The organism is Bradyrhizobium paxllaeri (assembly GCF_001693515.2).
GTDB lineage: Bacteria > Pseudomonadota > Alphaproteobacteria > Rhizobiales > Xanthobacteraceae > Bradyrhizobium > Bradyrhizobium paxllaeri.
In genome coordinates, this window is sequence record NZ_CP042968.1 from 4,690,378 (window position 1) to 4,715,775 (window position 25,398).

Genomic DNA, 25,398 nt, shown 5'->3' on the forward strand with positions numbered 1-25,398 from the left:
TTCAGAAACAGTCCGCCTTCGCTCTCCGAGCTTCGGCGCGATAGCCTTCGCCCTGCGGTGCATTTGTGGCGCCACCGCCGCGAAGGCTGGCTTGCCGAGCCGTAGCCCGCAGGGCGAAGGCTGGTAGGCGGCGAGAGATTCGAACTCCCGACCCTCTCGGTGTAAACGAGATGCTCTAACCAGCTGAGCTAGCCGCCCTTGAGCCGCTCCTATCTACAGTGCCGCGTGGTGTGAACGCAAGCGAGGCCGGCGACGACAAATGGCCCGAAACCGGCCAATTGCCGCGAAATACCTGCCATACGGCGAGATCATGAAACCTTTTCTGCGCAACGGCCTGCTGGCCATTGCCATCGCCGCCGTTGCGTTCTGGTGGTTCAAGCCGGGGTACATCGAACTCGACGTTCCCATCGTCAAGCACAAGGGCGGCGGCGCGTTCTGGTGGGAGCAGCATTATTCTCAAATTACCTATGCGGATTCGCCGGGTACCTTCTATGTTCACCGGCGGGTCGGAACGGCCTATCCGCACACGCAAGGATGGACGTCCGTCGAGGACGCGTACGCCCATTTCGACCGGTTGCTGGACCAGCGCGGCTGGGGCCGCACCGGCGTGCTCGCGGACAACCCGGTAATGCCTGAAAGCCGCCTGCTGCCGCCAACCGGCCTCAGGGCCTATTACCGACCTCACCAATATCTTGGCGATGCGACGATCCTCATGGCGGTCTGGCCGATCGGCGGCGCGACCGAGGGCTTTCACGTCGTTCTGACCACCGTCAACCCGTCACTGATGCGGCGCGTGTCACGCGCCATGGACTGAGTCTAGTCGGTCTCGCGCCCCGGCAATCCCGCGATATCGTTGATCCAGGGCGCAGCCGAGCGGCACCAGATTTGCCGCGCCGGCCTGAGTTCGCCTCGCTGGCGGATACTGCCCCAGCGGATGCCCCAGTCGTCAGGACCGCCCTCGCCGCTGGTGAACAGCGGCGAGCCGCATTCGCTGCAGAAGTGCTGAAAGCGCGTCCGGCCGTTGTCGCCCCTCTTCGGATAGATCTTTGCCGGCGCGCCCGTCATCCGGATCTGCTCGGCCGAACAGAGCACGGTGACCCGGTACGGCGAGCCCGTCAGGTTTTGGCAATCGGTGCAGTGACAGATCGAGACCTTGTTCGGGTCGATCTCGGCATGATAGGTCACCCGCCCACAATGGCATTGCCCGTCGATTTGCATTGCCTTCGACTCCGCTTGCCCAGATCCGCTCCGCACAAACAAAAACGGCGCCCGAAGGCGCCGTTTTATCATATCGTGACGGATCGGCTTAGTGGGCGGTCAGGCCGCCGCCGGCTTCCTCGCCGGCATCGGGCTTGGCAACCACCTTGGCGTCCTCTTCCCACACGATCGGCGTGGGCGTGCGGACCAGCGCCTTGGCGACCACCTCATCCAGCCTTGCGACCGGGATGATGTCCATGCCGCCCTTGATCGCATCGGAAATCTCCGTGAGATCCTTGGCGTTGTCCTCGGGGATCAGCACCGTCTTGATGCCGCCACGAGCGGCCGCCAGCAGCTTCTCCTTCAGACCACCGATCGGCAGCACGCGGCCGCGCAGCGTGATTTCGCCGGTCATCGCGACATCGTGGCGGACCGGAATGCCGGTCATGACCGAGATGATCGCGGTGGCCATCGCGACGCCCGCCGACGGTCCGTCCTTCGGGGTTGCACCCTCCGGCACGTGGACGTGGATGTCGCGCTTGTCGAACAGTGGCGGCTCGACGCCGTAGTTGATCGCCCGCGAGCGGACGTAGGATGCCGCCGCCGAGATCGACTCCTTCATCACGTCGCGCAGATTGCCCGTGACCGTCATCTTGCCCTTGCCGGGCATCATGACGCCTTCGATGGTCAGCAGTTCGCCGCCGACATCGGTCCAGGCAAGTCCGGTGACGATACCGACCTGCGGCTCGCTCTCGATCTCGCCGAAGCGGTACTTCGGCACGCCGAGGAAGTCTTCCAGAGTCTTCTCGGTGACCTTGACCGACTTCTTTTTGGAGATCATCAGCTCCTTCACCGCCTTGCGGGCGAGTGTGGAGAGCTCACGCTCCAGGTTACGCACGCCCGCTTCGCGGGTGTAGCGGCGGATCATCAGCAGCAAGGCATCGTCGTCGATCGACCATTCCTTTGAATCGAGGCCATGCTTGGAGATGGCGTTCGGGATCAGGTGCTTGCGCGCGATCTCGACCTTCTCATTCTCGGTGTAGCCGGCGATCCGGATGATCTCCATGCGGTCCATCAGCGGGCCGGGAATATTCAGCGTATTCGCGGTCGTGATGAACATGACGTTCGACAGATCGTAGTCGACCTCCAGGTAGTGGTCGTTGAAGGTCGAATTCTGCTCGGGGTCCAGAACCTCAAGCAGCGCCGACGACGGATCGCCGCGGAAATCGGCGCCCATCTTGTCGATCTCGTCCAGCAGGAACAGCGGATTCGAGGTCTTCGCCTTGCGCATCGACTGGATGATCTTGCCGGGCATCGAGCCGATATAGGTGCGGCGGTGACCGCGGATTTCGGCTTCATCGCGCACGCCGCCGAGCGAGACGCGCACGAATTCGCGGCCCGTCGCCTTGGCGATCGACTTGCCGAGCGAGGTCTTGCCGACGCCGGGAGGTCCGACCAGGCACAGGATCGGTCCGGTCAGCTTGTTGGCGCGCGACTGCACGGCGAGATACTCGACGATGCGGTCCTTGACCTTCTCGAGCCCGTAGTGATCGGAGTCCAACACGGCCTGCGCCTGCTCGAGGTCCTTCTTGACCTTGGACTTCTTGTTCCACGGGATCGACAGCAGCCAGTCGAGATAGTTGCGCACGACGGTCGCTTCCGCGGACATCGGCGACATCTGGCGCAGCTTCTTCAATTCGTGCTGCGCCTTCTCCCGCGCTTCCTTGGAAAGCTTGGTCTTGGCAATCTTCTCTTCCAGATCGGCAAGCTCGTCGCGACCTTCGTCGTCGCCGAGTTCCTTCTGGATCGCCTTCATCTGCTCGTTCAGGTAATACTCGCGCTGAGTCTTCTCCATCTGGCGCTTGACGCGCGAGCGGATGCGCTTCTCGACCTGCAGCACCGAGATTTCGCTCTCCATCAGGCCCAGCACCTTCTCCAGGCGCTGCGTGACAGACAACGTCTCCAGGATGCCCTGGCGATCGGCGATCTTGACGGCAAGATGCTGCGCAACCTGATCGCTCAGCTTGGCGAAGTCGGTTATCGCCTGAACCACGCCGACGACTTCGGCGGAGATCTTCTTGTTCAGCTTCACATAGCTTTCGAAGTCGGACACGACCGAGCGCGCCAGCGCCTCGGCTTCAACCGAGTTGGCGTCGGTGTCGGCGAGCGCGATCGCGGTCGCTTCATAATATTCAGTGCGGTCGGAATATTTCTGCACGCGCGCGCGCTCGAGACCCTCGACCAGCACCTTCACGGTGCCGTCGGGCAGTTTCAGGAGCTGCAGCACGCTGGCAAGCGTACCGACCTCATAGATCGATTCCGGGCTCGGATCATCGTCGGACGCGTTCTTCTGCGTCGCCAGCAGGATCAGCGCGTCGTTCTTCATGACCTCTTCGAGGGCGCGGATCGACTTCTCGCGGCCGACGAACAGCGGCACGATCATGTGCGGAAAAACGACGATGTCGCGGAGTGGCAGCACCGGATACGAGTGGCTTTCGCCGAGAACGATGGTTGGCCGGGTTTTTGGGGTCGTCATGGCCTTATCCTTTTGTTTTGCCCCCTTGCACGCAGTCCGCATCGCTTGCGCAACCGCCACAAGGTGCCGGGAGTTCCGGGTCGCCTGGCCGCTTTCGCTGCCCTCTCACCGGATGAATTTGCGACGAATCTCGAACGTGATTTCCGCCACCATTCGCATTAGGTGGCTATCGGCTATGGGGGTGTCAAGTCACGGAAAAATGCCCACAAATTGGGGCTAAACGCGCACAAAACGCTGACGCAACAGCGGCCGCCGGCACGTCCGGCAGCCGTCCTTATCGGGGTAGTCCAAGCGAGGTATGGCGAGCGCGATCAGGCGCTGGCGCTGCTTTCGACGGCCCGGTCCGAACGATCCGCGTAGATGTAGAGCGGACGGGCGGTGCCTTCGACCACTTCGCGCGAGATCACGACCTCTTCGACGCCTTCCAGACCCGGCAGATCGAACATGGTCTCGAGCAGGATGGCCTCCAGGATGGAACGCAGTCCGCGCGCACCGGTCTTGCGTTCGATCGCCTTGCGGGCGACCGCGCCAAGCGCCTCGTCGGCGAAGGTGAGCTCGATGTTCTCCATCTCGAACAGCCGCTGGTATTGTTTCACCAGCGCGTTTTTCGGTTCGACCAGGATCTTCTTCAGCGAGTTCTCGTCGAGATCCTCGAGCGTCGCGACCACCGGCAAGCGGCCGACGAATTCCGGGATCAGGCCGTATTTCAGGAGGTCTTCCGGCTCGACGTGGCGGAAGATTTCGCCGGTGCGGCGGTCTTCGGGCGCCAGCACCTGGGCGGCGAAGCCGATCGAAGTCGAACGACCGCGCGCGGAGATGATCTTCTCAAGACCTGAGAAGGCGCCGCCGCAGATGAACAGGATGTTGGTGGTGTCGACCTGCAGGAACTCCTGCTGCGGATGCTTGCGGCCGCCCTGCGGAGGCACGGAGGCAACGGTACCTTCCATGATCTTCAACAGCGCCTGCTGCACGCCCTCGCCCGACACGTCGCGGGTGATCGACGGGTTGTCCGACTTGCGGCTGATCTTGTCGATTTCGTCGATATAGACGATGCCGCGCTGCGCGCGCTCGACATTGTAGTCGGCCGACTGCAACAGCTTCAGGATGATGTTCTCGACGTCTTCGCCGACATAGCCGGCTTCGGTCAGCGTCGTCGCATCCGCCATCGTGAACGGCACGTCGAGAATGCGCGCCAGCGTCTGCGCCAGCAGCGTCTTGCCCGAACCGGTCGGACCGATCAGGAGGATGTTCGACTTCGCCAGTTCGACGTCGTTGTGCTTGGTCTGGTGATTGAGGCGCTTGTAGTGGTTGTGAACGGCAACCGAGAGCACCTTCTTGGCATGGCTCTGGCCGATCACGTAATCGTCCAGCACCTTGCAGATTTCCTTCGGCGTCGGAATCCCGTCGCGCGACTTCACCAGCGAGGACTTGTTCTCCTCACGGATGATGTCCATGCAGAGTTCGACGCACTCGTCGCAGATGAATACAGTTGGGCCCGCGATGAGTTTGCGGACTTCGTGCTGGCTCTTTCCACAGAACGAGCAATACAGCGTGTTCTTGGAGTCGCTCGTGCCAACCTTACTCATTCCTGTCTCCGTCCGCCGTTCGATCCGTTACCCGATCGACCCACTCCGGCACGTCACCGGACCTGAAGGTAGATAGAGCAAATTCCGTACCAGAAAAGACCCTAACTCAATTACGCACCGTGCTGCGAATCACGGCTCTAGAATCCCCCGCGATCTTAACCCAGTTCACACAGCCAACCATGCTGACACCCGACTATCAAGAATTCGCTAATCGGGGCCGGAATGGCTACCCGTGACAATACCGTGATTTGTGGCATTCGCACGGGGAGAAGTTGACAAAATCGACCGAGCGTTGCGCTTGTGCCACGCCGTAAAACCGGCACGAAAGCGGAACTTTCGGCCTGTGCGGCGCACAGGCGCGCGGCTTTCGGCCATATTTGCCGATTCTACCAACCGTTAAGGTCAACAAGGGGTGTCGGTACCCGTTACCTTACGGGGTTTTCCCCTTACCCGATTTTCGTCGGCGTCGCCTCTTCGGGACGCGTGTCGATTACCTTGTCGACGATGCCGAAGTCGCGGGCCATGTCGGCGGTCAGGAATTTGTCGCGCTCCAGCGCATCCTCGATCGCCTTGTAGGTCTGGCCGGTGTGCTTCACGTAGATTTCGTTGAGGCGCTTCTTGAGATTCAAGATCTCCTGCGCGTGCAGCATGATGTCGGTGGCCTGGCCCTGGAAGCCGCCGGACGGCTGATGCACCATGATCCGCGAATTCGGCAGCGAGAAGCGCATGTCCTTTGCGCCGGCCGCGAGCAGCAGCGAGCCCATCGAGGCCGCCTGCCCGGTGCACAGCGTCGATACCGGCGGACGGATGAATTGCATGGTGTCGTAGATCGCAAGCCCCGATGTCACCACGCCGCCGGGCGAGTTGATGTACATCGAGATTTCCTTCTTCGGATTTTCCGCTTCGAGGAACAGGAGCTGCGCGACGGTCAGCGTCGACATGCCGTCTTCGACCGGACCGGTGACGAAGATGATGCGCTCTTTCAGAAGCCGCGAGAAAATGTCGTAGGCGCGTTCGCCGCGGTTGGTCTGCTCGACCACCATCGGAACGAGGTTCATGTAGGTTTCAACGGGATCGCGCATTGGGTACCCCAAGGGTTCGTAGAGGGTTGGATCGGCGGGGCCGTACATCCATCGGCACGGCAGGCCAATCGGCATGATTGTCGCGCGCGGACGAACGTCCCGTGATGCAGGACTTCAACTCACAACTCGCGTCAGCGAGCCGTTCACAGATATGAGCCAATTTCCCGGCCACAAGGCCGGGCAATTGCGAGCCGAATGGAACGAGTTCAAGCTGATTCGCAGGCGATCTCATAGCGACGGATGCCGCCGCCACTCCGCTTTCGCCGTTCATCATTAATGTCAGCCTGATCAAATCGATCAGGCTGCGCTCTTCTCGTCTTCGTCCTTGAACAGGTCCTCGCGCGAGACCTTTTTCTCGGTCACGTTGGCGAGTTCGAGGATGAAATCGACCACCTTGTCTTCATAAATCGGCGCACGAAGCTGGGCCAGCGCATTGGCATTGTTGCGATAGTAGTCCCAGACTTCCTTCTCGCGGCCGGGCATCGAACGCGCCCGCTCGATCACGGCGCGGCTGACTTCATCGTCGGTTACGGTGATCTTGTTCTTCTCGCCGATCTCCGAGAGCACGAGGCCGAGCCGAACGCGACGGTCGGCGATCTTCTTGTACTCTTCCTTGGCCGCATCCTCGGTGGTGTCCTCGTCGGCAAAGGTCTTGCCGGAGGATTCCATCTCGGCCTTGATCGAGTTCCACATCAGGTTGAACTCTTCCTCGATCAGCGACGGCGGCGCCTCGAATTTGTGGCTGTCGTCGAGACGATCGAGCAGCGCGCGCTTGACGCGCTGGCGCGTCGCGCCGGCGAACTCGGCGACCAGACGCTCGCGCGCGGCCTCCTTTAGCTTGTCGAGCGATTCCAGGCCGAGCGACTTTGCGAATTCGTCGTCGATCTTGGTCTCACCGGGGGCTTCGATCAGGGTTGCCGTGGTCTCGAACTCGGCGGGCTGGCCGGCGAGCTTCTCGCTGGCATAGTTCTTCGGGAACGATACTTTCAGCGTGCGGGTTTCACCTGCGCCGATGCCGACGAGCTGTTCCTCGAAGCCCGGAATGAACTGGCCTGCGCCGATCACGACCGGGATGCCCTCGCCGGTGCCGCCGTCGAACAGTTCGCCGTTGATAGAGCCCTTGAAGCTGATGGTGACGCGATCGCCGTTCTCGGCCTTGGCGCCGTCGACCTTCGCGGCATAGGGACGGTTGCTGTCGGCAATGCGCTTGATCGCCTCATCGACCTCGGCATCGGTGACTTCGACCACCGGCTTCTCCACCGAGAAGGTCTTGAAATCGGCGAGCTGGATCGTCGGCACCACCTCGATCGCAACCGTGTAGGTCAGATCGGTCTTGCCGGCGAGCAGCTCCTCGACCTCTTTGGTCTCGGTCGGCATGGTGATCTTCGGCTCGGTCGCGAGACGGAAACCACGCTCGGTGAAGATCTGCGTGTTGCTGTCACGGATGGTCTGGTCGATGGTCTCGGCCATGACCGAGCGGCCATACACCTTCTTCAGGTGGGCCACCGGCACCTTTCCGGGACGGAATCCATTGAGGCGCACCTTGTCCTTCAGATCGACCAGCTTGGCGTCCGCCTTGGCATCGAGATCCGATGCGGGAACGCTGACCTTGAACTCGTGCTTCAATCCCTCGGCGAGGGTTTCGGTGACCTGCATGGTGTCAATCTTCTTCCGCTTGCGCCGGGCCAGAGCGGCCCGGCAGTGTTCAAATGTCAGAGGCGTGGCCTTTCAGCCTGCGCCGGTGGTTCGGCGGACCTTCGCTCCCCGGCGGGAAGGTCCTCCAGTATCGTCATGCAAACGCTTGGATAGAGCGCTTGGTGCGGGCGGAGGGACTCGAACCCCCACAACTTTCGTCACTGGAACCTAAATCCAGCGCGTCTACCAGTTCCGCCACGCCCGCGTGAAAAGCATCCATACCCGGCCGCGATGCCGCGGGCGGCGGGCTTATAACATGAGCCTACACCTCCGCAGCAAAAAAATGGCCCTTTTTGACACCGCCGGGGCAAGGCGTCACAGCTACTATGGATACATCAGAAATGGCCCGCATCGGTCCGATGACAAGCCCCAAATTCCTCCTGAGCAGACGCGACTTGATGGCCGGGCTGGGGGCGGCTGGACTGGCCACGGCATGGCCCTCTACAGGTTTCGCCCAGGCAGGCCGCCCCGTGCTGCAGTTGGAGGGTAAGGCCGAGAGCTTGCAACTGCGGCCAGGAGCTCCCGCAACTCCCGTCTGGGGGCTGGGAGAGCCGGATCTGAAGTTCAAGCGCGGCGATATTGTCGAAGTCGGCTGGAAAGGCATCACCGGCGTTAGCCCTCTGGCGAAGCCCAATTGGCGCGGTGTCGATGGTGCTCCGGACGTCGAGCCGCTACCGGCGGGATTGTCCAAGGTGACCAAGCTGATGCCTCTGCGCCATGCAGGCACCTTTCACTGCGACCTCGAGCTCCTCAGCGACGGGCAGCGGCCATCGCGCTCATACGCGCTGGTGGTCCAAGAAAGCGAGGCGGTGGCGGTCGATCGGGACGAGATGTTCTTGATCGAGGATTGGCGCATCCGGCCGGACGGAACGGGCGCCTCCCCCGGGAGCGATCCTGCGGATGCAATGAGAATCCATACGATTAACGGCAAGGCTTCGTTCGATCTCTCAGCCCGACGACATGACCGGGTCAGGCTCCGCCTCATCAATGGCTCTCAACGCTCTGTTATTGCTATCAAATTGGAAGGGGTCGACGTCAAGGTGATGGCCATCGACAGCCAGCCATCCGAGCCGTTCCAGGCCCGCAACGGAGCCTTGGTCCTGGCGCCCGGCGGGCGCGCGGATGTCTTCGTCGATTTGATCGCCCCGGAAGGGACTACCGCTGCGATCCTCCTGCACGACGGCAAGGAAGCCCGTCGGGTCGGCGGGCTGGTCGTCTCCGGTGATCCCCCCATCCGCCCCGCTCCGCTGCCGCCCGCCCCGCCGCTGCCCTCCAACGACCTGCCCGAGCGGATCGAGCTCAAGGGCGCGACCCGGGTCGATCTGGCGCTTGGCGATTCCCAAGGCGAATGGGTGGCGCCGACCAAGTTCAACGCAAATGCCCCACCCGCCTTCCGCGCCAAGCGTGGCCGCACCGTCGTGCTGGCGCTGACCAACCGCGCCGCGATCGCTACCGTCTTCCATCTCCACGGCCATCATTTTCGCCTGCTCGACAAGCTCGACGATGGCTGGAAGCCGTTCTGGCTGGATACGCTGGCGATCGAGCCCGGACAGACCCAGCGAATCGCATTCTTGGCCGAACATGCCGGTCGCTACCTGATCGAATCCGTCGCCACCGATTGGGCGGCGCCGCGGCTGGTGCGGTGGTACGCTGTCGAGTGAGGAGCACGCCATGAGCAAACCAGTTCCTGCCATCCGCAGCGTCAAGGCGAGAGCGCTCGTCGTGCCGCTCAAGCGTCCGGTGAAGAACGCCTTCGGCGTGATCGATGTTGGACCGCTGGTCCTGATCGATGTGGAGACCGATCAGGGCGTTACCGGCCGCGCCTACATCTTCGCCTACACCAGGATGATGCTGAAGCCGCTGGTTCACCTGATCGAGGAGATCGGCCGCGAACTCGTGGGCAAGCCGATCGCACCCTACGACCTGATGAAGGCGATGGACGCCAAATTCCGCCTGCTCGGCTGGCAGGGCCTGGTCGGCATGGCGGTATCAGGCCTCGACATGGCCTATTGGGACGCACTCGGCCAGATCGCCAGTCGGCCGGTGGCCGAGCTGCTTGGCGGCTCGGCAAAACCCATCAAGGTCTATGACAGCTATGGCGTCGTCGATCCGGCCGCCGACGAACGCGCGTTGCGCCAGTCGCTCGAACAGGGTTTTCGCGGCATCAAGATCAAGGGCGGCGACGGCGACGCCGCCAATGACGAGCGCGTGGTCAAGGGCGTGCGCGCCCTCATCGGCCCCGACGTCGCGCTGATGATCGACTTCAACCAGTCGCTCGATCCCGCGGAAGCCACACGCCGCATCGCCCGCCTCGCGCCTTACGATCTGCACTGGATCGAAGAACCGGTGCCGCAGGAAAACCTGTCCGGCCATGCCAAGGTGCGCGAGACCTCGCCGACGCCGATTCAGGCCGGCGAGAACTGGTGGTTTCCGCGCGGCTTTGCCGAGGCGATCGAGCTAGGGGCCAGCGACTTCATCATGCCGGACCTGATGAAATGCGGCGGCGTCACCGGCTGGCTGCAGGTGGCAGCGCAAGCCGAAGCCGCCAACATCCCGATGTCGAGCCACCTGTTCGCCGAAGCCAGCGCCCACATGCTGGCGGTGACACCGACCGCGCACTGGCTCGAATTTCTGGATTTTGCCAGTGTCATCCTCGCCAAGCCGGCCGAGATCGTCGATGGCACGGTGACCGCGCGCGGGCCGGGGCTTGGGCTGGAATGGAACGAGGGGGCGGTGGCGAAATACCTGGTCGCGTAGGATAGGTCGAACGCGCTCCTTTAGTCGAGACTGGAATTCCGAAAGAACTCGGACATGCTCGAAGTTACAATTTCAATTTTCTCGAATGGATAGGGACTCGAACTCGCGTAATCGTGAGGAACTCTTGCAAGCGGCGGATCGTCAGAAGATTTTCTGAGATCCAGAAAATATGGATCTCCGGATCCCTCCGCACACCCTCCTATTGGGAGAAACCCGTAGGGTAGCACTGACGTCCCGGGCTGACATTCGACACTCTCGGACACAATCTGTTCCGGCGTTAGCCAGCGAACCGATGCTCCGACCCCGGACTCGTCGTGCTCCTCGTTCAAGCTGAAACCAACGCCCGCCAGCGGGTGCCCTCTTAAGAGGGCCATGAGCCAGTCAGGTGTCAAACTGGTGGGCAATTGAGATTTCAAGAAATCTATGTCGCCATCCGTCGCACGCGTGCCGCGCAGATCTAGGCTGAGCGCGCGTAGACATGAATCGAGCGTCATGATGCGCCCCTTTACTAATACTCAATCCCGAACTCGTCATAGAGCCTTCGGAACACCGCGGGCAGCACTTCCGGCAGGTCTTCCGCAATCAGCCCCGGCCCCGCTTCGCTCGCGGCCTCGCCGTGCATCCAGACGCCGATGCTGGCGGCCTCGAAGGCCGGCACGCCTTGCGCCAGCATGCCTGCGATCATCCCCGCCAGTACGTCGCCCGCACCTGCGGTGGCGAGCCAGGGCGGCGCGTTGGAGGCGATGATGGCGCGGCCGTCGGGTGAGGCAACGACCGTGTCCGGCCCCTTCAACAGCACCACGGCCCCACAACGCTCGGCGGCGTCGCGCACCCGCTCCAGCTTGGAGCGGCCGGGATGCTTGTTACTGATGTCGCTGAACAGGCGCGGAAACTCGCCTTCGTGCGGGGTCAGCACGACCTGCGGATCGTGGCTCGCCTTGATCTGCTCAAACAGCCGCTCAGGCGCCTCGGCAAAACTGGTCAGCGCGTCGGCGTCGAGGACAAGGCCGCGTTTCGCCGACAGCGCGGTGTGGACGAGATCGCGCGTGCGCGTGCCGACGCCGGCGCCCGGCCCGATCACAATGGCATTGAGCCGCCTGTCCTCGAGCAGTTCGGCAAACTGGACGACGTTGTCGACCGCGCGAACCATCACCGCGGTCAGCGCCGCGGCATTCACCGCCAGCGCATCGCGCGGCGAGGCCACCGTAACGAGCCCCGCCCCTGCCCGCAGCGCACCGCGGGCCGCGAGCCGCGCCGCGCCGGTCGACGCCAGTTCGCCCGAGAGCACGATCGCGTGGCCGCGGGCATATTTGTGGCCGTCGATATCGAGCACGGGGAAGGATTTCTGCCAGGTCGCAGGAACGTTCTCAAACGTCCGCGGCCGAATCTCCTCGAGCACGCGCGCATCGATGCCGATATCGGCGACGCGGACACGGCCGCAATGCTTGCGCCCGGGCATCAACAGATGCGCCGGCTTGCGGCGGAAGAAGGTCACGGTTTCGACGGCATTGATCGCAGCCCCCATCACCGCACCGTTCGTGCCGTTGATGCCGCTCGGCAGGTCGACGGCGAGCACCGGCGCGCCGTTGGCGTTGATCGCCTCGATCACATCAAGCGGTTCGCCCTTGACGGGACGGTTGAGCCCGGCGCCGAACAGCGCGTCGATGATCAGCGCCGGCTTGCCGATCGCCTGCGGGTTGAACGGCAGCACCGGATACTTCCAACCGCGTGCAGCGAGTGCGGCGTCGCCCTGCAGGCTGTCGCGCTCGCACAAGAGGATGACGGAGACGTCACGGCCGCGCGCGGCGAGTTCGGCCGCCGCGACAAAACCGTCGCCGCCATTGTTGCCGCGGCCGGCGACCACCACGATCGGCCCCTCCTCGACCAGATCCATGGCGGCCTCGGCCACGGCTTGGCCTGCGCTCATCATCAGCGCGAAGCCGGGCGTGCCGGCGGCGATCGTCAGCCGGTCCGCACGCTCCATTTCCGTGGTGGTCAGAACTTCCATGCCGAATCCTCGATCCGTCAGCCTTTTCTGGAGGCATATCCCGCAACGCCCCGCGGCGCGTTTCGCCCCATCTGCATACGAATTGATCGGTTTGCCTATTTTGTAAGCTTCGCTATCATACAGCGTCCGGCGCAACCTCTTCCATTTGCCTGTTAATAGTCTGATAACATTCCGAAATCAGCCGCATTAACAACTTGGCATAGACCCTGCTTTTGAGGAAGCCGGTCAGGATACCAAGCTCAGGATCGTCGCAGTCGGCGACAAATCATGGGCACTCCGGCGTTGCCGGATGCAAGGATCAAACCAGACGGGCCGCCTCGCGCGACATCGAAACTATCTGCAATTTGGAAATGCCGGGAGGCGCTCTGTGAAGAAGATTGAAGCCATCATTAAGCCTTTCAAGCTCGACGAGGTGAAAGAGGCGCTTCAGGAAGTCGGACTGCAGGGTATCACCGTCACCGAGGCCAAGGGCTTCGGCCGGCAGAAGGGACACGCCGAACTCTATCGCGGTGCGGAATACATCGTCGACTTCCTGCCCAAGGTGAAAATCGAGATCGTGATTTCGGATGAGCTGGTCGAGAAGGCGATCGACGCGATCCGCCGCGCTGCCCAAACGGGTCGCATCGGCGACGGCAAAATCTTCGTCTCGAACATCGAGGAAGCGATCCGGATCAGAACCGGAGAATCCGGGCTGGACGCTATCTGAGCCGGGTGCTATCCCGAATTTTGCGACTAAAAACCAAGAAAAGGGCTGCTCCGGCGGCCTGATTTCGTTCGCGATAGCTCCACCGATCGCCTGCGAAGTCTCGTGTCGCTCAAATTCCTGGAAACCGTCCCGCAGCCAAAAGGGGTATTCATGAAGACCGCCAAAGACGTCCTGAAATCGATCAAGGACAACGACGTCAAATACGTCGACCTGCGCTTCACCGATCCGCGCGGCAAGTGGCAGCACGTCACCTTCGACGTCAGCATGATCGAAGAGGATACGTTCGCCGAAGGTCAGATGTTCGACGGCTCCTCGATCGCCGGCTGGAAGGCGATCAACGAATCCGACATGTGCCTGATGCCCGACCCCGTCACTGCGACGATCGACCCGTTCTTCGCCGAGACCACCATGGTCATCATCTGCGACGTGCTCGAGCCGACCACCGGCGAGCCCTACAACCGCGATCCGCGCGGCATGGCCAAGAAGGCCGAGGCGATGGTGAAGTCGATGGGCGTCGGCGACACCGTGTTCTTCGGCCCCGAAGCCGAGTTCTTCGTATTCGACGACGTTCGCTTCCAGACCACCCCCTACAACACCGGCTTCAAGCTGGATTCGTCGGAACTGCCGACCAATTCGGACACCGAATATGAGGGCGGCAACCTCGGTCACCGCATCCGCACCAAGGGCGGCTATTTCCCGGTCCCGCCGCAGGATTCGGTGCAGGACATGCGCTCGGAAATGCTCGGAGCGATGGCCAAGATGGGCGTCAAGGTCGAGAAGCATCACCACGAAGTGGCTTCCGCCCAGCACGAGCTCGGCATGAAGTTCGACACCATGACGCTGATGGCCGACCAGATGCAAATCTACAAATACTGCATCCACCAGGTCGCGCACATCTACGGCAAGACCGCCACCTTCATGCCGAAGCCGGTCTATGGCGACAACGGCTCCGGCATGCACTGCCACCAGTCGATCTGGAAGGGCGGCAAGCCGGTGTTCGCCGGCAACAAGTATGCCGACCTGTCAGAGACCTGCCTCCACTACATCGGCGGCATCATCAGGCACGCCAAGGCGATCAACGCCTTCACCAACCCGTCGACCAACTCCTACAAGCGCCTGGTCCCGGGCTATGAAGCTCCCGTGCTGCTCGCCTACTCCGCGCGCAACCGCTCGGCCTCCTGCCGCATTCCCTATACGGCGAACCCGAAGGCCAAGCGCGTCGAGGTCCGCTTCCCCGACCCGATGGCCAACCCCTATCTCGGCTTCGCCGCGATGCTGATGGCCGGTCTCGACGGCATCAAGAACAAGATCGATCCGGGCCCGGCGATGGACAAGGATCTCTACGACCTGCCGAAGGAAGAGCTGAAGCAGATCCCGACCGTCTGCGGCTCGCTCCGCGAGGCGCTGGAAAATCTCGACAAGGATCGCGCGTTCCTGAAGAACGGCGGCGTGTTCGACGACGATTTCATCGACAGCTTCATCGAGCTGAAGATGACCGAAGTCGAGCGCTTCGAGATGACCCCGCACCCGGTCGAGTTCGACATGTACTATTCGCTGTGATCTCGCGCGGCGTTTGCGCCGCCTGTGTCACAGGTACGAAAAAATGCGAAAGGCGCTCCGTTTGGGGCGCCTTTTTTTTGCAAGAGAAGCCTCGGCGACTCGGCCGCCTGGTTCGTGTACTCAAGAAATCGGTAGTGGCGCACCGAAGTTGATATCCACTTTGCTCCTGAAGCGACACAATAGCTGCGCAGCAGCGAAAAGACGCGATCGGCCACAAGCTGATCAGCCGCCTCCTACATCGCCGTTTACCAGCGTCGTACTTGGCTGCCGACCACCGGTGTCCTCACGGGTTTCGCCAACCCGAAGAATACTACGAAGGCGTTGCCGCCACAGCGCGTTGAAAGGGTTTCGTCAGGGGTCTTCGTCAGACAAACCTCATCCATAAGATCGATATTATTGGCGGCCCACACATTCCCGGCCGGATCGACAACGACTCCAGTCAGAAACTGCATCCCTTTCCCCGCGTAGCCGGTTTTGGGTGGAGAGATTGGGTCGCCCGTCTTGAAGCCAGGAGGGCATGTCTCGGTGCGCACGCCGCAAAGCTCGGTAAGTGTTTTGCCGAAACCGTTCGCAACCCATACGTGGTCATTGCCGTCAATCGTAATGCCCCAGGGCCCGCTGATGCTCGCTCCACCGTCAAACGGCGAGCCGGGCGCCTGGGTGCCGTCCGGGCGTATCATGCTGACGCTGCCGCCGGGAAATTCCTCTATGATGCGGACCAGAGCGATGAACTTTTCCACCGTCTCGTCACCGCCGCCTCCCGGGACCAGTCTGCTTTCCAATGCGCTCCGCATCTTGGCCCGAAGCAAATCCAGCTTTTCCCTGATGCTTGGCTCGCCCAATGTATTTGCGACCCATGCATTGCCCTGGCTATCGATAGCGATGGCATGGGGACTGTAACCGACTTTCAATTGCTCGGCTTTGCCGGGATCATTCGCCGGGAAGCGTGTTACCGTGTTGGAGTTGGCGTTGGAGACTAGGACTCGGCCTTGCAGGTCGAACGCGACGTGGAAAGGTCCCTTCACCTGGCACGTGCCATCGACAGGCTTGTCGTCAACGGTACGACACAGGATGCGCGCCTGAGCCGGATCGCCCTTCGGCAAGTGGACGATCTGGCTCTTGCTTGAATCCAGCGCCCAGACATCCCCATCGGGGGTCGTATTGATGCCCTGCATTCCACCGAGCTGCCCATTCAAGTTGTAACCGGTGGATGGGGACAGCGGCTTTCCAGTCTTATCAAACACCGAAATCGTCTTGCCTTCGATGCTTGTCACCCACACCTTGCCGTCGCCTGCGATGGTGAGACCCCAGCCCGGAAAGTCCACGCCGCCTCCGGTATAGCCCGTGGTCATCGGCGAGATGGGGCGGCCATTCGGAGCGAGCTCGGAGAGCGTGCCGCCGATCCCGCCGAACATGGTCGATTGCGAGCCTGCCATCTGATTGTTTGCTGCCCAGGCATTGCCATCGCCGTCGATACCGATGCCGCCGAGGCCGTTCAAACCACCCCCTGCGTAACGCAGTGCGATAGTCCATGTGCCGGGAGCGAACAGAAGGTAGGGCCGGAACGGGGCGGCGCGGGAGCCTGGCCCCTGCCGTGCCGGATAGAAATGATCCAACAACGCAAACAGTTTCGCGGGCTGATTCCAAGGATGCAGGGCGATGGCCCCGGCCGCGGTCAACGTGTCGGTCGGAGCGGGCCCTCCTGGCGGTGTGGAAGCCTCAAACAACCTTTCACAGGCGTCCGTCTGCACGCGAGTGATACAGCCTGCCAGCAAGTCACCAATGGTGTTCAACACAGCCAGAGAGGTTGTCTGCGTGCTGTTTAATGGATCCTGGATCACAGGACCCAATCCGCCAGTCGTGAGGTCTACCAGGTTGGGCACATTGCCCGAGGCGATCTTCAATCCGAGCGCATGACCGCTAAGCGCTTCACCTTTCAGGAACTGCGCGCCCGTCCATACCGATGCCACGGTCGTGAGTTCGTTGATGGTCACTTCTTTCGGCGCAGTGGTGCCCAACGTTGCCATCAGTGCGATGGCCGGGTTCGCTCCCCGGGAGCCGCCGATCTTGGGCTCCCCACCCCTGGCAGTCAGGTAAAGCACGCCGCCGCCAGCCCTCTGGGTGTCGAACTGAAAGCGAAAGGCGCCGTCGTCACCTGTGCTTGCTTCCGACAGCTTGATGGGCGCTGCCTCACCCGCAGCCCATAGCGTGACTGTCGATTTTGCGATGGGGCCACCGCCGCCGTTGACGTTGCCAACAAGTTGCTGGGCTGAGGCGACCTGCCCAAAACCCTGTGCGACAAAGGCGAAGGCAAGAAATGGCAGGCGCATCGTCGTCTCCTCGCACAATTGCAATTCTATCTTGCATTGTCCAAGCGCAGAACGACGACTCCTTTGAGATAGGTCAAGGCTTGGATGGATGCCAATTTCGTCTAGCGGCAAGAGTTCTCCGAATATGGACGGTTGCGCAGGACGGTGCTCAACCGCCTCGCGTTGAGGTTGGTCATCCGGATGATCTTTCAAAGTCGGAAGTCATGATGGACCCCGACTGTCTCAGGACCAGGGAGACACCCGCTAGTCCGCTGCGGTCCGCTATCGGTAAAACGCGACCGGACCTTTGGTCTTTGCCTGGCATTTGATGTCCGCCTTACTCCTAAAGCGACACAGTTCCTGCACCGCAGCGCAATGGCGCAAATGCGCCTTGGGGGCGGCTGTGACGCCTACCCACCCGCTGGCGCCGAGATCGCCGCTAAAGTAACATTCCATCCGACCGCTCGACGGGGACTGATCGGTCGCACTGGACGGTGCGGCGAATTTTTCTCGGGGTCCACGACAGCGCTGCCTCTGAGGGTCAGCTGATGGCCACTGCAATGACCAGCGTCTCCTCTCCGCCAAGGCCGACGCCTCCGCGGGGCTATCTGGCCGTTATCCGCATCATCGACAAGTTCACGGAGTGGACCGGTCACCTCTTCGTGCTCTTCATCATCCCCCTGGTGCTCGCCAACGTCTTCGAGGTCTTCGCCCGCTACTTCCTGAAGAGTCCCACCGTCTGGGCGCTCGACGTAACGACCATGTCGTATGCGGCGCTCTTCATGCTGGGATCGGCGCTGGCGCTTCTGAAGGGTGCGCACGTCCGCACCGACATGCTGTGGGAAGGCTTCTCCGACCGCACCAAAGGCATGATCGACAGCCTCGCCTTCATCCTGTTCTTCCTGCCGACGATGGCCGTGCTGTTCTACATCTCGATCGATGACTTCCTTTACTCGATCTCGATCGACGAGCGCTCGAGCTCCGGCGCCTGGACGCCGATATTGTGGCCACTGCGCGGGGTTATCCCGCTCACAGCCTTCATGCTGTCCCTGCAGGGCATCTCGGAGCTCATGAAGAGCCTGTGGGCTTGGCGCACCGGTGAGTTCCTGACCAGGCACGAGAAGATCGAGGTCTGAACATGGGCTATTCGGAGCTCCTTGGCCTCATCATGCTGGTCTGCATGGTCGCCGTCATCTTCATCGGATTCCCGATCTCCTTCACGCTGCTGTTTCTCGCCATCATCTTCGGCGGCTTCGGACTGGGCTGGGAGCAGACCTTCAATCTGAGCTACCTGCAGATCTGGGGCACGATGAAGGACGAGATCTTTCCGGCCGTGCCGCTGTTCATCTTCATGGGCTACATGACCGAACAGGCCGGGCTGATGGAGCGCCTGTTCGGCGCGATGCGCAGCCTGCTCGCACCGGTACGTGGCTCGCTCTATCTGGCGGTGATCCTGACGGCGACGATCTTCGCCATGGCAACAGGCATCGTCGGCGCCGCCGTCACGGTGCTCGGCATCATGGCCGCGCCGATGATGATCAAGACTGGCTACGACGCCCGGCTGTCCGCGGGCGCCATCGCTGCCGGCGGCACGCTCGGAATTCTCGTTCCGCCGAGCGTTATGCTGGTGGTGATGGGCCCGGTCATGGGCGTTCCCGTCAACCTGCTGTACTCGGCCGCGTTCGGCCCGGGCTTGCTGCTCGCCAGCTGCTACATCGCCTACACGTTGGCCCGGAGCTTCCTGAACCCCAAGCTCGGTCCGGCCATGACGATGGAGGAGCGCGAAGCTGCCTACAAGGAGATGACCACCGAGAAGGTGGGAATGCCGGTACTGATCCTGGCGCTTCTCTGCCTCATGGCGATCGTCTATCTGCTCGTCTACTTTCTGCTCGGGGCGACAGGCGCGCCGACTCTTCCGGTGACGATCATCGGCGGGATCAGCGTGTCCGTTGCGGCACTAGCGCCGGCGCTGCTGGCAGCGTGGGCCTATGTCCGCAACGCCTATTTCCGCGCCGTCGTGCTGGGCATCGCACCGCTCAGCGCCCTGATCGGCTTTACGCTTGGCACCATTGTCGGCGGCCTGGCAACGCCGACCGAGGCCGCCTCCTGCGGAGCGTTCGGCGCCACCATCCTGGCGCTCGTCTATGGCCGGCTCAGCGTGCAGTCGCTCACCAATGCGGGCATCGGCACGATGGTGACCTCCGCGATGGTGCTGTTCCTGGCAGTGGCCTCAACCGTGTTCGGCGCCGTCTTCACCAAGCTCGGCTCGGCCAATCTGATCACCAACTACCTGCTCGCCGTTCCCTTGGGCGACTGGTGGAAGCTCGCCCTCATCATGGCGATCTTCTTCGTGCTGGGATGGCCGTTCGAATGGCCCGTGATCATCCTGGTGTTCCTGCCGATCGCCCTGCCGGTGGTCGAAAAGCTCCAGCTGGGTCTCGGCAAGCTCGACCTGCTGATCTGGTTCGGCACGCTCACCGCGGTCAACATGCAGACCGCGTATCTCAGTCCGCCCGTTGCCATGTCGGCCTACTATCTGCGCAACGTCGTGCCGAACTGGAGTCTCGCCACGATCTACAAGGGAATGGCCGACTACATGGTGATTCAGGTGCTCGCGCTCATCCTGCTGCTGCTGTGGCCGCAGATCGCCCTGTGGCTGCCGCACGCGGTGAGGTAGCAAGAAGGGGCGGCGCTTGCGGCCGCCCCTCAGCTTACCAATTACTGCCCTGCTGCTTTCGCCGGCCAGTAGTGGTCCGCCTGAAACGCGTAAGGCGGGAACATGAAGCGCTTGGCCGGCACCACCTTGGCGGCATAGGCCTTCTGAGAGTCGTAGACCTTCTTGAAGAAAGGATTCTTGGCCGACTCGGCGGCTGCGAATTCATCCCAGGTCTTGAGGAAAGCCTGGTTCACCTCGGGCGGCGTGGTCAGCAGCTTCACGCCATGCTTCTCCGCAAATTCGGCAATCGCATCGGCGTTCTGGCGCTGATAGCTCGCCCACCAGCGCAGAAACGTCTCCGAAACAGCCGACTTGATGGCCTCCTTGTTCTGGGCGGGCAGGCTGTCCCAGACTTCCTTGTTGAAGGCGATCTCGGCCACCGACGCGCTCTCGTGCATGCCGGGCGTGTAGTGGTACTTCCACACAGTATGCAGCCCCAGCCGCTGATCCTCGATGCCGCCGACCCACTCGGCACAGTCGATGGTGCCGCGCTCGGCCGCCGGCAGGATCTCGCCGCCCGGCATGTTGACCACGGCCATGCCCATCTTGGAGTAGAGTTCGGCAACGATGCCCGTCTGCCGGCACTTCATGCCCCGGAAGTCATTGAGGTCCTTGATCGGACGCTTGAACCAGCCGAGCGCCTGCGGGCTCGGCGGCATGCTGGGGAACGCGACCAGGTTGAGCTTGAGCTCCTTCTGGTAGAACTCGTTCCACAGATCGAGGCCCCCGCCCTCATAGACCCAGCCAATGAAGTCGACAGGATCCATCCCGGCAATGCCGGCTGGGGTATTGGCGAACAGGGTCGCAGCCTTGTTCTTGCCGAACCACCAGTAGGAGATGCCCCAGGCGCCGTCGATAACCTTCTTGTGCGCTGCATCGAGAATTTCGAATGGCGGGACGATCGCGCCGCCCGGCAGGGCCTCGATCTTGAGCTGGCCCGCCGTCAACTTGTCCACCCGGTCAGCGAAGAACTTCAAGGCATCCTGCGCCGTGGACGACGGGGGTACTGCCGATTGGACCTTTAGGGTTCGAGCCTGCTGCGCGTGCGCCGGGACGGCGAGCGCCAATGTGGCAGAGACAGCAGCGGCCAGAGCCGTCGCCGTAAGCGAACTGATTTTCATTGCCTACCTCCCTCTCGCGTTTAAGTGTCGACCTCCCTCTAACAGTGTGCCGGCGAGCCCGTCGGCGTTCTGCCGGCGAACAATCCTATCGCAGATGGGGTGGCTTGGCTGCACATTCTTGGTGAATGCGCTCCAACAGTTCGTTGGCCGGTCGCTCAGGGACGCGCAATGAGCAACGGCTGTACGTTTTCGCCGCCTGACATCAGGGGATTTGACGGCTCGAACCGCTCGCGCAGTTCTCGCTTTCTGACCAGCGCGCGCGCAACAACAAAAGCGTCCTTCAGGGTGTCAGCCCTCCGGAGGGCGACATTGAAAAAGGCATTTCCGAAATAGGTCCACTTGGCTTTGTCCCGACAGCCGAATGACGGATGGTCGGCATCGGCCGCCGTGATGACGAGTGTATTGGGATTCGCGAGACGCGGAATAAAGACCCCGGAATAGCAGGCCGAGATGATCACCACCTTGTATCGCATGCCGGTACGCGCCAGCATGTCGGCGAGATTGGACGGAGTGAGCGTTTGCGCAAGCCGGCCCGCTTTGACTGCGAGGCCTGCGCGAGAGCCATGCGAGGTCAGGATCAAAAGCAGAATGTCATTCTGGCCATCCATCCCATTGGCCGCCGCCTGCAGGGACGTGGCGAGGCCTTCAATCGTTGCAGCTCCGCCTTTCCTCGAATTGTATTGCACGCGGATCGGGTCGCCTCCGAAGCGGGCTGCTACGATCTGTGCTGCGCCGGTCGCCTCGCGTCTAAACACGCCCTGATCGCCGAAAAGGCCAAAGGACACCACGCTCATCCTGCGCGCATGGCCCGCGGCGTACACCGGCGAAACCGACGGCGCAACGGTCACAACAAAAGCGACGAACAGCGCGCTGAGACGGTTCATCCAGCGTAGGTACACGGCTTCACCTCCACAATCGGCCTCCTGCTCCAGGGCGCAACCGGCCATCATCCTCTCTCAAGGGCGTTCCAGTCGCGACTGGCGCATCCATAATCTACCGCCTGTAAGCCGTTAAGGCCCCGGAACGGGACCCGGAACCGGAACATCGCAACGTCGCTGCGCGTTGAGGGGGTCCATCTGAATGCGTCGATGGAGGAACGCTCATGCGCAAAGCAACCCTGACTAGAACAACGTTGAATAGCTTGGCAACCACATGCGCCGCCCTGGCGCTCGCCCTCGCCACGGCTCCGGCCATGGCTCAGGACGCCGGCCGGACGAGGGTCGGCACGCTTACCTGCAACATATCGCCCGGTGTCGGCCTCGTTGTCGGGGGGCAGCGGCAATTGAATTGCATCTATGCATCTGCGAGAGGCAGGGCGCGCGAAGCCTATCAAGGCGCCGTCAGCACGCTTGGCCTCGATATCGGGGCCACGACCGGCGGCCAGATGGCCTGGGCGGTTTTTGCGCCGGCCACGCTGCCCCGGGGGGCATTGGCGGGAACCCATACGGGTGCGACCGCCGGCGGCACAGTCGGTGCCGGAGCGAGCGCCAACGTTCTGGTTGGAGGCCCGGACCGCAGGATCATCATGCAGCCGGCAGCCGTGCAGGGCCAGACGGGCATGAATGTTGCCGCGGGCGTATCCACACTGGAGCTGCGGCCGGCCGCTGCGCCGGCCCGTCGCACCGCCCAGTGATGACATCATCGCTACAGAACTAGTCGGCCGCTTGCCGGCGGGATCATTGCCGCAAGATGCAAAAGGCGTCCCCATTCGGGGCGCCTTTTGTTTCGCCGTAGGATGGATGGAGCAAAGCGATACCCATCATCGCGGGCTACTTGCAGTCGCCGGAGTCGGTGGCGCGCCGGCGTGAGCCGCGCGCCCGAGTTCAGCCGAACACCGAAGCACTCCTATAGTTCAAGGCAACGGCATTTGCCGGTTAGGACCCAATCCCCTCCGGATACGTTATCGCGCGGCGAGGTCGATCGAAGGCCGGCCATGGAAACCATCGAGGCATATCTCCACAGGAAATACGCGGAACTGGCGTTGCTGAACGGTTTCCTCGGCACGCCCTTGGCGCTGCGGCATCCAATCTCGGTGACCGAAGCAATTGAGCAAAAATTTCATATTGCCGCAGCGCTGAAGGCCGAGCATGCGCTGCACGATTGGGCGCTCACGGAGACCGCATGGGCACATCCGGGCCGGCTGCGCGCCGGGCCGTTCGAGTTCAGCTACGACTATCAGCGCGCCGACCTCGAAGTGCGCGGCCCATCTTTTTACCAATTTGGCAATTCGGTAGCGGCGAAGCAGACCATCTACACGTCCTCTGGAATGGCAGCGATATCCGCGCTGCTGCTGGCCTTCGCCCGCCTGGCGTCCGAGGCGGATATCCTGGTCTTGCCCGGATCCTACGGTGAAACCCTGGAGCTGATCGAAAATCATGTCCGGCAATTGCGCATAGTCCCGGTGAAAGGCACACCGAGCGAACTCGCCTCTCGCGCCGGCCGACCTCGAATTCTGCTGTTCGATTCCTGCATGACCGCCGCCGCCTTCGAAGCGACTCTCCGTTGCGCGAGGCCGCACCTCGATCTCGTAATTTTTGACACGACCTGTTTTTCGACCGGATCGGGGCGAATTCGTCGGGTTTTGAGCTGGGCGCGCCGTTGGGAAATCCCTGTCGTGCTCGTGCGCAGCCACACCAAGCTCGATTCCCTTGGAGTGGAGTACGGCCGGCTCGGCTCCGCGGTTTTCGTCGCCTGCGAAAAGCACAACGCCGCGTCGAAGCAGCAACGGCTGGAGGATCTCGCCCGGGAAATGCGCAATGCCGTGCGACTGTTCGGCGGCGCAGCACTGCCCGCACATTTCCCGCCCTACGTCGGAACGAACGCCTACCGGGTTCTGACTGACAAGCGCGTCGCGGCCATCTTGCGCAACGGCAGACGGACGGCCCGCTATTTCGCGTCTGCGCTCGCCGGCTCGTCGGCGGAGCTGCATTTCGTCCACGGGCTCTATATCACGCTGGCGCCCAAGCGAATGCTCGACGACCAGCAGACGAAACAGATGGCGGCGGATTTATGCGGCGATCTGAGAAAGGCCGGCTTGCCGCTGCGCCATGCGGGGAGCTTCGGCTTCGATTTCGGCGCAGCGGAATGGTTCCTCGATACCGCACGCAATCGCCACGTGGTCAGGATCGCGGTGCCCGATCTTCCGACGCCGCTGTGGGACGAAGTCGCGCGAGCCGTGGGGCAATGGTGGTCGGCACACGAGGGGGAACGATTTCGCTCCGCCGGCTTGCCCGTGAATGCGCCCGTGTAGGCAAATTGCAGAGCGGCGTTTTCGATGTCGGTTTTCTGCGGAGCACGAGCCCGATGGATGAAATCCTGCGCTGGATGGCGACTGCCGGCACGATCGGAGCCGGGCTGGTCCTGGCCGCCCGCGCGAAGCCGCGCACGACCGGCTGGGCCTTCGTCGTGCTGAGCGGAGCATCGGTAATCTGGATCGTCGTCGGCTATCTAACCACGGAATATGCGCTGATGGTGCAAAACGTGGTGGTGACACTCATCAACATATTCGGCGTCTACCGATGGCTGATCTGGAAAGGAAAGGTCTGAGGGACAGCTACTCACTCACCGGAACCCATCCACCGGCAAGCCGTTATCCCGCGAGAACCCCATCACCTCGGAAGCGTACCGATGTTGAATTCCCTGACGCGGTTGGCGATCGAGGCGAACAGCGTCATCGCTCTACGGATGATGAAGCTCATGCTCGGCGGAAAACGCGCGGCGCGGCGCGAAGCCCGCCTGATGGTGAATGAAAAGATCGATACAGCGCTCAAGGCGTCCAGGAGCCTGATCGGCGGCGCTTCGGCCGAGGAAATAATCGGTCAATACCGAAGGCGCGTCGCCGCCAACGCGAAACGGCTAGGCAAGGTCCGCACGGCAAAAAAGATACGCCGCCGCAAGTAGTTGCCGTAGGACGGGTGGAGCGAAGCGATACCCATCGCCTCAGACGTTGATACAATGATGGGCTGCTATCGTCGCCGTGCTTGTACAAACGCGACCGCGAGCGATGCCACCAGAACAAATGCAACGATTACTGCGAACGCTTCAAAGTGTCCCATAGCGCCGATCCCTGTCAGGTCAGCCACCCTCCCGATGTTAACTCATCAGGAGGATTGACCCGTGCGACAA

At 62.1% G+C, this 25,398-nt stretch carries 20 protein-coding genes and 2 tRNA genes; 11 read left to right on the forward strand and 11 right to left on the reverse strand.

The window, feature by feature from the left end; all coding sequences use genetic code 11:
* Positions 1-121 precede the first annotated feature (121 nt).
* Positions 122-198 (reverse strand) — tRNA-Val (locus LMTR21_RS22410).
* 61 nt (positions 199-259) lie between these two features.
* Here LMTR21_RS22410 and LMTR21_RS22415 point away from each other — a divergent pair.
* A complete protein-coding gene (locus LMTR21_RS22415) occupies positions 260-814 on the forward strand; it encodes a hypothetical protein (RefSeq protein WP_141688076.1) in 555 nt (184 codons plus the stop codon).
* Positions 815-816: 2 nt separating this feature from the next.
* Here LMTR21_RS22415 and LMTR21_RS22420 read toward each other — a convergent pair whose 3' ends face one another.
* The 6 genes from LMTR21_RS22420 to LMTR21_RS22445 all read right to left on the reverse strand — a co-directional run bounded on the left by LMTR21_RS22420 (position 817) and on the right by LMTR21_RS22445 (position 8,301).
* Positions 817-1,218 carry a GFA family protein gene (locus LMTR21_RS22420; RefSeq protein ID WP_065750651.1) on the reverse strand — a complete coding sequence of 134 codons (402 nt, stop codon included), beginning with the start codon at positions 1,216-1,218 and terminating at the stop codon, positions 817-819.
* Between the two features lie 88 nt (positions 1,219-1,306).
* Positions 1,307-3,733: an endopeptidase La gene (gene lon / locus LMTR21_RS22425; RefSeq protein WP_065750650.1), complete on the reverse strand. Its 2,427-nt coding sequence runs from the start codon at positions 3,731-3,733 to the stop codon at positions 1,307-1,309.
* Between the two features lie 311 nt (positions 3,734-4,044).
* Entirely contained in the window at positions 4,045-5,319 is a 1,275-nt protein-coding gene (gene clpX / locus LMTR21_RS22430; protein ID WP_057840487.1) for an ATP-dependent Clp protease ATP-binding subunit ClpX, read from the reverse strand.
* Between the two features lie 446 nt (positions 5,320-5,765).
* On the reverse strand, positions 5,766-6,401 hold the full coding sequence (locus LMTR21_RS22435) for an ATP-dependent Clp protease proteolytic subunit (RefSeq protein ID WP_065750649.1): 636 nt from the start codon (positions 6,399-6,401) through the stop codon (positions 5,766-5,768).
* A 297-nt stretch (positions 6,402-6,698) separates the two neighbouring features.
* Entirely contained in the window at positions 6,699-8,057 is a 1,359-nt protein-coding gene (tig, locus tag LMTR21_RS22440; RefSeq protein WP_065750648.1) for a trigger factor, read from the reverse strand.
* 159 nt (positions 8,058-8,216) lie between these two features.
* A tRNA-Leu gene (locus LMTR21_RS22445) sits at positions 8,217-8,301 on the reverse strand.
* A 136-nt stretch (positions 8,302-8,437) separates the two neighbouring features.
* On the opposite strand from LMTR21_RS22445, the gene LMTR21_RS22450 reads away from it, so the two are divergent.
* On the forward strand, positions 8,438-9,757 hold the full coding sequence (locus tag LMTR21_RS22450) for a multicopper oxidase family protein (RefSeq protein WP_246173963.1): 1,320 nt from the start codon (positions 8,438-8,440) through the stop codon (positions 9,755-9,757).
* Positions 9,758-9,767: 10 nt separating this feature from the next.
* Complete coding sequence (locus tag LMTR21_RS22455) at positions 9,768-10,853, forward strand: enolase C-terminal domain-like protein (RefSeq protein ID WP_065750647.1); 1,086 nt, start codon at positions 9,768-9,770, stop codon at positions 10,851-10,853.
* 508 nt (positions 10,854-11,361) lie between these two features.
* Here the strand turns inward: LMTR21_RS22455 and LMTR21_RS22460 are convergent.
* Positions 11,362-12,861: a bifunctional ADP-dependent NAD(P)H-hydrate dehydratase/NAD(P)H-hydrate epimerase gene (locus LMTR21_RS22460; protein ID WP_065750646.1), complete on the reverse strand. Its 1,500-nt coding sequence runs from the start codon at positions 12,859-12,861 to the stop codon at positions 11,362-11,364.
* Between the two features lie 367 nt (positions 12,862-13,228).
* On the opposite strand from LMTR21_RS22460, the gene LMTR21_RS22465 reads away from it, so the two are divergent.
* Complete coding sequence (locus LMTR21_RS22465) at positions 13,229-13,567, forward strand: P-II family nitrogen regulator (protein ID WP_027537227.1); 339 nt, start codon at positions 13,229-13,231, stop codon at positions 13,565-13,567.
* Between the two features lie 150 nt (positions 13,568-13,717).
* A complete protein-coding gene (gene glnA, locus LMTR21_RS22470; protein WP_065750731.1) occupies positions 13,718-15,127 on the forward strand; it encodes a type I glutamate--ammonia ligase in 1,410 nt (469 codons plus the stop codon).
* A gap of 245 nt (positions 15,128-15,372) precedes the next feature.
* Here the strand turns inward: glnA and LMTR21_RS22475 are convergent, their stop codons facing one another.
* The gene (locus LMTR21_RS22475) at positions 15,373-17,457 is read right to left on the reverse strand and encodes an NHL repeat-containing protein (RefSeq protein ID WP_065750645.1); all 2,085 of its coding nucleotides are present in this window, start codon (positions 17,455-17,457) and stop codon (positions 15,373-15,375) included.
* A gap of 527 nt (positions 17,458-17,984) precedes the next feature.
* Between LMTR21_RS22475 and LMTR21_RS22480 the strand changes: the two genes are divergently transcribed.
* On the forward strand, positions 17,985-18,572 hold the full coding sequence (locus tag LMTR21_RS22480; protein WP_084030395.1) for a TRAP transporter small permease subunit: 588 nt from the start codon (positions 17,985-17,987) through the stop codon (positions 18,570-18,572).
* A 2-nt stretch (positions 18,573-18,574) separates the two neighbouring features.
* Positions 18,575-20,113, forward strand: coding sequence for a TRAP transporter large permease (locus LMTR21_RS22485; RefSeq protein ID WP_065750643.1), 1,539 nt, complete (start codon positions 18,575-18,577; stop codon positions 20,111-20,113).
* 41 nt (positions 20,114-20,154) lie between these two features.
* On the opposite strand, the gene LMTR21_RS22490 is transcribed toward LMTR21_RS22485, so the two are convergent.
* Positions 20,155-21,273 (reverse strand): TRAP transporter substrate-binding protein, encoded by a 1,119-nt coding sequence (locus LMTR21_RS22490; RefSeq protein ID WP_084030394.1) that lies wholly within the window; start codon positions 21,271-21,273, stop codon positions 20,155-20,157.
* 155 nt (positions 21,274-21,428) lie between these two features.
* Positions 21,429-22,220 (reverse strand): C13 family peptidase, encoded by a 792-nt coding sequence (locus LMTR21_RS22495; protein WP_246173967.1) that lies wholly within the window; start codon positions 22,218-22,220, stop codon positions 21,429-21,431.
* Positions 22,221-22,465: 245 nt separating this feature from the next.
* Here LMTR21_RS22495 and LMTR21_RS22500 point away from each other — a divergent pair, with 245 nt between their 5' ends.
* The 4 genes from LMTR21_RS22500 to LMTR21_RS22515 all read left to right on the forward strand — a co-directional run bounded on the left by LMTR21_RS22500 (position 22,466) and on the right by LMTR21_RS22515 (position 25,173).
* Entirely contained in the window at positions 22,466-22,906 is a 441-nt protein-coding gene (locus tag LMTR21_RS22500) for a DUF992 domain-containing protein (RefSeq protein WP_246173975.1), read from the forward strand.
* 300 nt (positions 22,907-23,206) lie between these two features.
* Positions 23,207-24,523 (forward strand): hypothetical protein, encoded by a 1,317-nt coding sequence (locus LMTR21_RS22505; RefSeq protein ID WP_065750641.1) that lies wholly within the window; start codon positions 23,207-23,209, stop codon positions 24,521-24,523.
* Between the two features lie 53 nt (positions 24,524-24,576).
* Positions 24,577-24,819: a hypothetical protein gene (locus LMTR21_RS22510; RefSeq protein ID WP_065750728.1), complete on the forward strand. Its 243-nt coding sequence runs from the start codon at positions 24,577-24,579 to the stop codon at positions 24,817-24,819.
* A gap of 102 nt (positions 24,820-24,921) precedes the next feature.
* Positions 24,922-25,173, forward strand: coding sequence for a hypothetical protein (locus LMTR21_RS22515; RefSeq protein ID WP_246173978.1), 252 nt, complete (start codon positions 24,922-24,924; stop codon positions 25,171-25,173).
* Positions 25,174-25,398: the final 225 nt, after the last annotated feature.